This is a genomic window from Vaccinium witches'-broom phytoplasma str. VAC, assembly GCF_000309405.1.
Classification (GTDB): domain Bacteria; phylum Bacillota_I; class Bacilli_A; order Acholeplasmatales; family Acholeplasmataceae; genus Phytoplasma.
The window spans coordinates 1-10572 of sequence record NZ_AKIN01000003.1 but is presented as its reverse complement, the minus strand read 5'-3'; the positions used below and the strand labels follow the sequence as shown (position 1 = coordinate 10572).

The 10572-nt window shown below is 26.3% G+C and carries 10 protein-coding genes; 2 read left to right on the top strand and 8 right to left on the bottom strand.

Translation table 11 applies throughout. The features are described from left to right. Positions 1–114 precede the first annotated feature (114 nt). Positions 115–1050 carry an HAD family hydrolase gene (locus tag RI68_RS00205; protein WP_017193279.1) on the top strand — a complete coding sequence of 312 codons (936 nt, stop codon included), beginning with the start codon at positions 115–117 and terminating at the stop codon, positions 1048–1050. Here the strand turns inward: RI68_RS00205 and RI68_RS00200 are convergent. The 6 genes from RI68_RS00200 to RI68_RS00175 all read right to left on the bottom strand — a co-directional run bounded on the left by RI68_RS00200 (position 1013) and on the right by RI68_RS00175 (position 8031). After that, positions 1013–1834: an ATP-binding protein gene (locus RI68_RS00200; protein WP_017193278.1), complete on the bottom strand. Its 822-nt coding sequence runs from the start codon at positions 1832–1834 to the stop codon at positions 1013–1015. The genes RI68_RS00205 and RI68_RS00200 overlap by 38 nt on opposite strands. Before the next feature lie 11 nt (positions 1835–1845). Continuing rightward, positions 1846–3045 carry a DnaD domain protein gene (locus RI68_RS00195; RefSeq protein WP_017193277.1) on the bottom strand — a complete coding sequence of 400 codons (1200 nt, stop codon included), beginning with the start codon at positions 3043–3045 and terminating at the stop codon, positions 1846–1848. A gap of 35 nt (positions 3046–3080) precedes the next feature. Next, positions 3081–3911, bottom strand: coding sequence for a DNA-formamidopyrimidine glycosylase (mutM, locus tag RI68_RS00190; RefSeq protein WP_017193276.1), 831 nt, complete (start codon positions 3909–3911; stop codon positions 3081–3083). 196 nt (positions 3912–4107) lie between these two features. After that, positions 4108–4437, bottom strand: a complete 330-nt coding sequence (locus RI68_RS00185) for a hypothetical protein (protein ID WP_017192318.1) — start codon at positions 4435–4437, stop codon at positions 4108–4110. 167 nt (positions 4438–4604) lie between these two features. Then, positions 4605–6293: a ribonuclease J gene (locus RI68_RS00180; RefSeq protein WP_017193275.1), complete on the bottom strand. Its 1689-nt coding sequence runs from the start codon at positions 6291–6293 to the stop codon at positions 4605–4607. A 55-nt stretch (positions 6294–6348) separates the two neighbouring features. Next, the gene (locus tag RI68_RS00175) at positions 6349–8031 is read right to left on the bottom strand and encodes a ribonuclease J (protein WP_017193274.1); all 1683 of its coding nucleotides are present in this window, start codon (positions 8029–8031) and stop codon (positions 6349–6351) included. Positions 8032–8186: 155 nt separating this feature from the next. On the opposite strand from RI68_RS00175, the gene recU reads away from it, so the two are divergent. After that, on the top strand, positions 8187–8744 hold the full coding sequence (gene recU, locus RI68_RS00170; RefSeq protein WP_017193273.1) for a Holliday junction resolvase RecU: 558 nt from the start codon (positions 8187–8189) through the stop codon (positions 8742–8744). 33 nt (positions 8745–8777) lie between these two features. Here the strand turns inward: recU and RI68_RS00165 are convergent, their stop codons facing one another. Together RI68_RS00165 and RI68_RS00160 are read right to left on the bottom strand one after the other, a co-directional pair. After that, positions 8778–9440, bottom strand: coding sequence for an ECF transporter S component (locus RI68_RS00165; protein ID WP_017193272.1), 663 nt, complete (start codon positions 9438–9440; stop codon positions 8778–8780). Between the two features lie 71 nt (positions 9441–9511). Beyond that, on the bottom strand, positions 9512–10504 hold the full coding sequence (locus tag RI68_RS00160) for a lipoate--protein ligase (RefSeq protein WP_017193271.1): 993 nt from the start codon (positions 10502–10504) through the stop codon (positions 9512–9514). Positions 10505–10572 lie beyond the last annotated feature (68 nt).

The window sequence follows — 10572 nt, the reverse complement described above, 5'->3', positions numbered from 1 at the left end:
TTTATTTCCTTAAAATATCAAAAAGAATGATTCTCTTTCTCTTGAAGAAGCGCTATATTTTTTAAATTCCTTTTTAAAACAATTAAATAAAAAATAAAAGTGAGGTTTTTTTTAATGAAAAAAATATTTTTTTTTGATATTGATGGTACTTTAATAACTAGAGAGTATGTTATCCACCCTCCAACTCGCCAATTGATTCAAGCTTTAGCGAAAGAACCTAATGTTAAATTAGGAATAGCAACAGGTAGAAGTCGCGGAGGAATATCGAATTTAGGCGATTTATTGCCTCTTTTTGAAAATTTAGTGTTAATGAATGGTAGTTATATTATCGCCGATCAAAAAAATATCTACGAACAAAAACTTTCCAAAGAATTATTAAAGAAAATCATTAATAAAGGGAAAGAGTATTCTATTGGCTTAGGTATTATTGGTTTAGATAAAAGAGAGATTGTTGTGATTAATTCTGAAGTGGCAAAATTAATCGAAACCGACGGCAAAAGAAAATGGATTATTAAAGAAGGCCAACAAATAAATGTTAACGAAAATTTCCATGTTGAAAAATTAGATTATGATGTTTACCAAATATGGGCTTTTCATGAAGATAACACTGTAGTAGATAAATTATGTCAAGAAATAGAAGTTTTAAAACCTTATTTTTCTCGTCCAGAAAGAAGCGATTTAGTGTATCGTTATTTCAACAAAGCTTCCGGAATTAAAAAAATTAAAAAATTATATCCTGATTGCCAAGTGGTTTGTATTGGCGATGGACACAATGATATTGAAATGTTAAAACTAGCAGACATAGGCATCGCGATGGGTAATACTAAATACAAAGAAGTATTGCAAAACGCTCAATTAGTCGCTCCTAGTATTGAAAAAAACCAATTATATGACTTTTTCAAAGCTAATAAAACTGGTTTAATCATTAAAAATCCCTATTTTTATTATATTATGGAAATTATTTTAATTATGGAAAATATTTATTTTATAATAAAAAAGAAAGAAAGTTCTTTTAAATCTCTTTGTTTAAAGCCGAAAAGTTATAAATAGAGGTGTTTTTTTTAATAAGGTTAACTATTTTATAAGCTTTGATTTCGCTATTGAAATCTTGAAAAGATTTAAAATAATTAAATAAATCTTCTAAATCAAAATTACTACTAAAAAAAGTGGGCAATTTATGTTCGAAACGATAATATAATAAAGGCAGTAAAACATCATCTCTAAAATAGTAAGTCATGTTTTCAGAACCTATATCATCTAAAATTAAGCAAGGCACTTTTTTCAAATAATAAATTTTTTTTTCTAAGAGATCGCTATACCAAGTAGTTTTAAATTGACGGGCTAAATCAGGCATAAAAATAAATAAAACAGAGATATTTTTATTGATTAATTCTTTGGTTAAAGCTTTAAGAAGGAAAGTTTTTCCTGTCCCAAAATGTCCATGAAGATAAAAGCCTGTTTTAACACGATCAAAAGACCTTATCATCTCTTTAGTTTTTTGCAAAATTTTTTCTTGCACTAAATTATTAATTTGAAAAGCATTTAAATCAACTTCTTCTAGTTTTAAATCTTGGTTAAATAAAATATTATTTTGTTCTAAGTTATTTTTTAAATCGATATGTTTGGTTGCAGTTGTCTCTTGTAACATAATATGCAGATAAGGTTTAGTTTTTAAAACTTGTTTATAACCAAACCTGTGATCTTTATGCTTATTTTGTAGATAATTAAAAACCATGATTACATCTTTATCTTCTACTTTTAAGTTTTTAGTCTCCGGATCGTTAGAGATAACTTCTTTCATTTCATCTAAATATTTTTTATTTAATAAAACCATCATTACACCTTTTAATTTTTAAATCCTAATTCTTTTTTGAAATTATCTAACCAAGCAGGACTGTTTTTATTGTCTTTTTTTCTAGTTTTAAAGACGTTTTCTTCCATAAGGTAATCATAAGCCGTCTCGGTAGTTATAATCCCTTTTTTAGTCCAAGATTTTAAAATTGTGTCAAAATAATTATAAGAAATAAAAGAATCATCTTTATGAGCTTTTATCTTACAAACATACATAATTAAAGCGTTAATAACTCCAATTTCGACCTCTGTTTTTTTCAACAACAAAAATACAGTATCATACAAATCAGCACCAAAACGTTTATTTTTACTAAAATTCTTAATAATCCTATGGGGGTGAGAATTTTTCAAATAAAGAATCATTTCGTTGGTTTCCGTATTTAAATTTTTATTGCTTAAAGTTTTAATTTTAGCATTACTTTGCGAAAACTTAAGATTTAAACTATTTCTTAAATGGTTTAAATCTAGATCATCTTCATAATTATTGCGAAAGCTTTCTTGGTATAAAGCAGCCATTTCTTCAGGTGTTAAAGCATACGAGAAAGCTAATTTAATAATATAATCCATGTTTTGCCATTCCAATAAAAAAGGTTTTTTAAATCTTTCCGATAAATGGTTTAAAAAAGATTCATAATTAAAATATTTTTGTAATACAGTAGTTTGTTTTTTTTGTTCATTATTATATTTAAAACTATTTAAAGTTTCTTGAGGATTCATTTTTTCAAAATGATAAACGTCAGCAAAATGTTTACTTACGTTTTGATAAGTCGTTAAATTTAAGGAAGTTTCTGGCAGTAATATCTTTTCCAAAGAGAAATAAATATGTTCGCCGACCTCACTTAATAAGAATTGACTCAAAAGAGGATCTTGAAAAAATAAAACCGCGCTTAAAGGAGGATTAATAACATAAAGATTCTCTTTTTTTTTATTTTCATAAGTCGTTAACAAATCCACTGCTTCTAGTTTGTCTTTAAATTGGACAAAAGTTTTTTCATCAATGTTTAATAAATCCAATAAAAATTGATGAATCAAATTAGTCCCCTCCAGATCATTAGAATTGAAAAAAGATAAAGCGTAATAAAGGCCTATAGCGTCTGTTCCTATTAAAGGCTGATACAATAAAGTTAAAATTTTTTGTTCTTCATGAGATAAGATATTGCGATTATGAACGTTAAAATTTTGTAAAGCAAACACTATGAATCTCCTTTAAAAAATATTTTTTAAATAATTTAATCTTTTTTAGTTATCATGGGTTGACAATGAGAACAAAAATAAGAACCACGCCCGCCTATTTGTCTTTTTTCAATTTTATTTTGACAAACTACACAATTTTGCTTATCTTTGCCATGCACTAAGAGCTTATTTTGAAAAGAACCCGTTTGCCCTAAAGCATTGAAAGTACTAATAGTAGTCCCACCCAAAACAATAGATTCTTCTAAAATAAATTGCGCTTTAGTTAAAATTAATTGTGTTTGAGCAAAATTAAGATAGGTTGCTTTAGTTTCTGGATGTAACCGCGCAGCAAATAAAATTTCGTTAGCATAAATATTGCCAATCCCGGAAATAATTTGTTGGTTTAACAAAACCTTCTTAATCGCGACACGTGTTTTTTGCAAAAGATCATAAAAAGCCTTTGGATTGATTAAAAAAGGATCTAGAGCTAAACACTCTAATTTGCTTTCTTCTAAATAACGATCTTTTTTAAATAATAAAAAACGCCCAAATTTACGAAAATCATAATATTGCAACACCATATCATTATCTAAAAGAAGACGAAAATACTCATGTTTTCCTGTTTTTAGACAATCTTTTTGAGATTTTAAATATAATTTACCTTCCATTCGTAAATGTCCTACAAGCACCCAATCATCACTTAAGAAAAAAAGCAAATATTTACCTTTTCTTTGAACGTCTAAAAAAGTTTGGTTTAACATTTGGTTAAAACGAGCAATATTTTGTACAATAGGTTCATAAAAAACTTTTATACCTTTAATAGTGCGGTTAACCAATTTTTTATGTAAATGGCGAATAATGATTTCGACTTCTGGCAATTCTGGCATATTTTCTTTTTTAACCTTTAAAATTTTTTTAAAATAAAAAGAAATTCTCTATTACTACTTTTAAAATTAATAAATGATTTTATCGGAGTTTACATTATTAAACTAAATATTAACTTAAACAAATTTACTATTTTAAAAACCAATTTAATCTTATTTCGTAAGAAAATATCTATTAACAAAAAAACAAGAATCTTAATTATTTTTGCGTTTGGTCGCTTAACTGTTGGAATTTATCGATTGTTAAAACATTGTTTTTAACTGATGTATCAAGAGAGCTTATCTTTCCGCCTAAAACTTTAACTTTTTGACCAGGTTGTAAGAAAAACTCAGGATTATCACTATCAATATGACCGAAAACTAAAACTACTTCATCAAAAGAATAATTTTTACCATCATAATTAATTTTTAAATTATTAGTATACCATTCTCTTACGTTTTTATTATTTTGTTTAACGTATCTCACTTTAACTTCTACAGTTGCATTATCTGTTACAAGGTGACATTGATTATTTTTTTTTGCACTCATTTTATTTTTATTATCTCCTTTTAATTATTTTAAAAAAACTTTTTTTTGCAAATTTTTTATTTTCTTTATTTTCAATACTTATATTTTAAATTAGAAAAACTTAATCTTAACAAAATAAAAGAAATAATTTATCTTTTTGTTTTGAAGATTAAGATCTTTTAATCACTTTAAACCGTTAAAAAAATCGGAATAATAATCGGATTTCTTAAGGTAGATTCATAAATCCTTGGAGTAATAAAATCAATCACAGATTTTTTCAAATAGCTTTTATTGACTTTATCTAAGCGTAATAAATTTTGCACCATTTTTTTAACATCAGAAGATAATTTTTTAATTAATTCTTGATTAGTTTTCATATAAATAAAACCGCGCGAAACAATCATCGGAAAGTTAAGAACTTTCTTTTGTTTTAAATCGATACTAATAACAACTGAGAGCAATCCTTCTTCGTTTAAAATTCTTCTTTCTTTTAAAATCAGGTTGCCCACATCTTCTACGCCCGAACCATCAATATAAATATTATCCGAAGGGATACGACCGATTAATTGAGTTTTTTCTTGGCTAATACCTGCCACATCGCCATTATCTAAAATTAAAATATTACCCGGTTCTACACCACATTCAATCGCTAATTTTTTATGATGAATTAACATCACATGTTCGCCATGAACGGGAATAAAATATTTCGGTTTAATTAAATTCAACATTAATTTTAAATCATTTTGGCTAGCGTGACCTGAAGTATGCGTATCCATCAATAAGCCGTGTACAATTACTTCTACATCCATTTTAAAGAGTAAATCCAAGATTTTATTAATACTATCTTGATTACCGGGAATAGGTGAAGAAGAGAAAATAACCGTATCTTTTTGGTTTAATTTAACTTGTCTATGGATCCCATTAGCCATTCGACTCAGAGCTGCTAATGGTTCTCCTTGAGAGCCTGTACAAAGTAAAGTCACATCATCGTATTTCTCAATATCATTGTTATTTAAAATAGTGTCTTTAGGGATTTTTAAATAACCGTTTTTCATGCCTGTTTCTATTGCTTTTTCCATACTTCTACCAAAAACAGCCACTTTTCTGCCAGTTAAAACACTAGCTTCAATGATTTGTTTAATACGGTAAAAGTTAGAAGCAAAAGTCACAATCACTATTCTCCCTTTTATTTTATAAAAAAGTTGATTAATAGTAGCACCAATTTTGTGCTCAGACTGAATCATACCTTCATTTTGGGAATTGGTCGAATCAGAAAATAAACATAAAACACCATCTTTACCTAAATCAGATAATTTAGAATATTCTGCTAAAGGACCTTCAGGAGTGTTATCGATTTTAAAATCTCCAGTATAAAAAACCACATTATCTTTATTTTTAAAAACAATACCAAAAGTATCCGGAATAGAGTGGTTCAAACGAATGAAAGAAACTTCTGTATTATCCAAAACAAATTTAGAATTATTATTATACTTTTCTAAAATACTGATATATTTATTTAATTTATAATCTATTAATTTCAATTCTATTAAATCATAAGCAATGCCCGTCACATAAATTTTAGGAATGTTTATTCTTTTCAATAAAAAAGGTATACCGCCGATATGATCTTCGTGTCCGTGAGTAATAAATAAACCCACAATTTTATGTTCGTTTTGCAGTAAATATTCATAACTAGGAATAATATAGTTTACTCCTAAAAAGGAATCATCAGAAAAAGAAATACCTGAATCAACAATAAAAATCTTTTGATCGATTTCAAAAACATACATATTTTTACCGACTTCGCCTAATCCGCCCAAAGCGTAAAAGACAATATCAAATTCTTTCGGAGAAACGTTTTGATTGATCATTTCCATTTAATATATTTCAACCTTTTTTCCTTTCTTGATATTTTTTTAAAGAATGTTTTTCTTAACGTGAAATAGAAATTAAAACAGGAATAACGACTGGTTTCTTTTTTGTTTCTTTATAAATAAACTTAGATAAATCTTCTCTTAAGTTATTTTTGAAATCACTCCATTTAACTTGTTTATTAATCATTAAAAAACCTTTACTTATTTTAGCGAATAAATCTTTTAGTTTCTCGAAAATCGCATCCGTATTGCTTTTGTTTAAAAAACCTTTGCTAATTAATTCCACATTGCCCACGATTTCTCTGGCTTTTAAATCTAGATTACAAACAATGATGATAACGCCATCGTTAGCTAAAAGTTCTCTATCTTTTAAAATGAAATCATTACCTTCTAAAACCGGTGTTCCATCAATTAAAATTTCCCCTAAATTTTTGAAAAAATTTTTTTTGACATAAGGTTTATTTTTGAAATCATAATTCCAAACATCACCATTTTCCAATAAGAAAATTTTATTATTAGGATAATTGAATTTTTGAGCGTTTTTCTTAATTTGGCATTGATGTCTATATTCGCCCGCTACAGGCATTAAAAAGTTAGGTTTTAATAAATGTAACATTAATTTGAAATTCTCTTCATAATTATAAGAAGAAGACTTTAATAAATCTTTTTCTAAAACATCGACAATAAAACCTTTTCGAGCTAAAATATCAACTGTTTTATTTTGAATTTTATCCACTCCAGTGGCTTCGATAGATAATAATAAAATCTTATCTTTAGGATGTAGTTTCATCAAACGGTCGGTTTGTTTACACATTCTTTGCAATCTATAAAAAGGTTCAAAACGTTTTCCTACTACTATCACCACTAAATTTTTATATTTTAAATAATCTGTGGATGTTTTTAAATTAATTAAAGATTTTGCCGGAATTTTTAAATAATTTTTTTGTAAAGCAACGTCAATAATTTTTTCGCTTTTACGCCCTAAAATAACAATTTTTAAATTAGCCTCTAAAGCTAAATCAATCGCTAACTGAATTTTTAATAAATCAGGAACTAAAAAAGAAATAATAATATTGTTTTCTATACTAGCAAAATAACTACTCAAATAGTATTCTAAAATTTCTTCTTTTTTTTGAGTAATAATGCTAAAAGCTCCTTGTGAAGCAGGAACTAAAGCTAAAACTTCTTTTTGCGATAACTCTGATAAATGAGCAAAGTTAGTTTGAAAATTAACATCTTTAGATTGAACAAAATGCATCTCACTAATATACACTATCAAACCTTGTGAAGTCTCAAAAGCAACCCCTAAAGTTTCCGGTAAAAAATGAGATATCCCAAAAAAATGCGCTTTAGTGTTGCCAAAATCTATTACTGATTTATCTTGAACAGCTCTAAATTCTACATTATGTGTATTGACGTTGTTTTGGTATAAATTTATTTTTAAAACTTCAATAGTGAAGTCAGAAGCGTAAACCGGAATATCTTCTAAATAATCCATCATATATGGCAAAGCGCCAGAATGAGTTTCGAAAGCGGAAGTGATGAAAATACCTTTGATTTGTTCTTTAATAGATTCCAAGCGATGATAATCAGGAATAACACAATCTATCCCATTAGAGACTACATTAGGATTTTTAAGTCCTGCATCTAAAATAAAATAAGAAGAATCTACTTTCAATAAATAAAAATTTTTTCCATTTTCCCCTATACCACCTAAGGCAAAAAAATTTATTTCTTTCATGAAATGTAATTTATACTCCTTGAACAAAAATTTTTATTAATCTTTAGAAATTGTTAAAAATTATTTTATAATGGAAATTGTTAAAAATGATTTTTTATTAATTCGTCCTTAAACGAAGGAAACATGAAATCTTAGAAAGTAGATAAATAATATCCATGGATTACCCTTTCAAAAAAGAAAAAAATAACGTTATCAGCAACAAAAGCAATTTAGGCGCTAATTTAGAGAGAGATATTAATTTAACTAATCGTTTTTATCAAGAAAAAGAAATAGCATTAGTTTATAAAAACGAAATCCCTATCCAAGTAGTAAGAGTAGAATACCCTCAAAGAAAACAAGCTAAAATAGTGGAAGCTTATTATCGTACTTCTTCTCTACCGGATTATCACGGTATTTACAAAGGTAAATATCTATCTTTCGATGTTAAAGAAACTAACAATAAAAACATCTTTTCACTGAGTAATATTCCTCAACATCAAATAGAGATTTTACAAAGAACACAAAAATTTAACGGAATTGCTTTTTTTATTGTTCATTTTAAAGTTAAAAATAAGTATTTTTATTTACCGATTGATTTTTTAACTAATTTTTTAAACAATAATAAGGCTAAAAATATCAGTTATCAAATTTTTGAAAAAGAGCTCTTTAGCATTCCGTTTAATTATAATCCAAGAATTGATTATCTTAAAGTAATAGATAAATTCATTGAATAATTTTTTTTGCAAAAGAAAATTATTCAATTTTTTTTATTCTAACGAAAAACTTTCTAAATTTACTTTTAAAATAGGATTCAAAAAATACAAAATAAAACCAATAACTATATTTTGTAAAACAACAGATAATATGTAATAACCCAAAATTAGTTTATATGGCAAATTAGAATCCTTTATGACGCTTTCGTATTCATGTAAAATTTCATGAGACTGGTTATGATAAAGCAGAAAAGAAAAAACGGCATAAGAAATAATTTGAACAATCGCTATTAACGATAAACTTCCTGCAATAACTTTACCTTGTGATAAATGTCTTAATTCTTTGCGGTGAAAAAAACCTGAAATAGTACAAGCTAAATAAGGCATCACAAATACAAAAAATAATAAGCCTAAAAATAATGCCTTTTTCGATTCTGTATCTTTTAAAAGTAATTCAAAAAAATGCCTATCCATCGCATATTCCATGCAAATATGAATTGCTACATATAATAAATTAGAAAAGAAACTGAATTTCCATCCAAATAAAAATCCTATCAAAATAAGAGGTAATAATTCTATTCTTATTAAAGTAATATGACAATTCTGTCCACTGTAAAATAATTTAACAAAGACCATCTCTAAAAAGAAAGAAATTGCTATAAAAAGTGAAACAACAATCATCTTTTTTAATAAAACTTGTTTCTTGTTTTTATTCATATCCCTTCCTTTTATTATACATTTTTTATTTCTATTTTTACTAAAAAAGAGAAATAATTTTTTTATTTTTTTTAAATTAACAACCCTTCTTCTAATAAAGATAATAAATCTTGATTATTAGCGTTTAAAATATAATCACCTATATTATGAGTTTTTAAGACTTTTTCTAAATCTTCTTTACGATAATAAACATCTATAAATGGGTCAATAAATAAGGATAAATTATCTTCTTTATGAAAGAAATCACCTCTTAAATTCATTTGTTGAATTTTACCTTTTTGTAAATCTAATAAAATTTCTAATTTTCCCCAAGAGAAATGTTTTTTCAAAGTTTTAGAATACTGAGGATGTTCAAAATATAACCATTTTTCAGAAGAATATTTTTGCGACAACATTTCAACTTTGGTTATTTCCTCTTCGATCAAAACATATTCTTTTTGCGCTAATTCTTTTTCTAAATAACGTACTAATTCGTCTTTTGACATGCCATCTAAATGGTCTTTTAAATTTGTCACACGAGCAGAAACGCTATCAATTCCTTTAGAAATTAATTTTTCATTACTTGGTGTAATGCAACGCACCATCACGTCTATATCACAATTATACAGTAAAGTACCATGAATGATAATGCCGTTTTGATTTTGTAAAAAAGCGTTTCCAGAGACTTTTTTATTTTCTAACAAAATATCGTTTCTACCACTAAAATATAAATCAACTCCTAATTTTTTAAAAGGGGAAATAATTTTATTCAAATGTTCTTTAAAAGTGAAATTTTGGTTTTTTCTTTTAGTAATGATGCTATAAAGAGGAGTTTCTTCATCATTATAAACACATCCTCCACCAGTAGGACGACGAAAAAGATTAATCTTATTTTTTTTAACATAATCCAAATTAACTTCGTTTTCGATAACTTGGTTTTTACCTATTACAACACCTTTAATAGTCCATATAAAAAAAAAGACTTCATCCATTTCTTTTAAAACATTGTTTAAAATATATTCTTCTAAAGCGTAATAAAAATAAGGTTTCAAATCTATATTTCTTAAAAATTTAACTAAAATCATTTTTTTTTACACTTCCTTTAAATAAATAAAAAAATACCACTCTTATTTATATTATCATAAAAAATTAT

Coding starts and splice junctions, on each gene's coding strand:
- RI68_RS00205 (WP_017193279.1), top strand. CDS start 115: ATGAAAAAAATATTTTTTTTTGATATTGATGGTACTTTAATAACTAGA.
- RI68_RS00200 (WP_017193278.1), bottom strand. CDS start 1,834: ATGGTTTTATTAAATAAAAAATATTTAGATGAAATGAAAGAAGTTATC.
- mutM (WP_017193276.1), bottom strand. CDS start 3,911: ATGCCAGAATTGCCAGAAGTCGAAATCATTATTCGCCATTTACATAAA.
- RI68_RS00185 (WP_017192318.1), bottom strand. CDS start 4,437: ATGAGTGCAAAAAAAAATAATCAATGTCACCTTGTAACAGATAATGCA.
- RI68_RS00180 (WP_017193275.1), bottom strand. CDS start 6,293: ATGGAAATGATCAATCAAAACGTTTCTCCGAAAGAATTTGATATTGTC.
- RI68_RS00175 (WP_017193274.1), bottom strand. CDS start 8,031: ATGAAAGAAATAAATTTTTTTGCCTTAGGTGGTATAGGGGAAAATGGA.
- recU (WP_017193273.1), top strand. CDS start 8,187: ATGGATTACCCTTTCAAAAAAGAAAAAAATAACGTTATCAGCAACAAA.
- RI68_RS00165 (WP_017193272.1), bottom strand. CDS start 9,440: ATGAATAAAAACAAGAAACAAGTTTTATTAAAAAAGATGATTGTTGTT.
- RI68_RS00160 (WP_017193271.1), bottom strand. CDS start 10,504: ATGATTTTAGTTAAATTTTTAAGAAATATAGATTTGAAACCTTATTTT.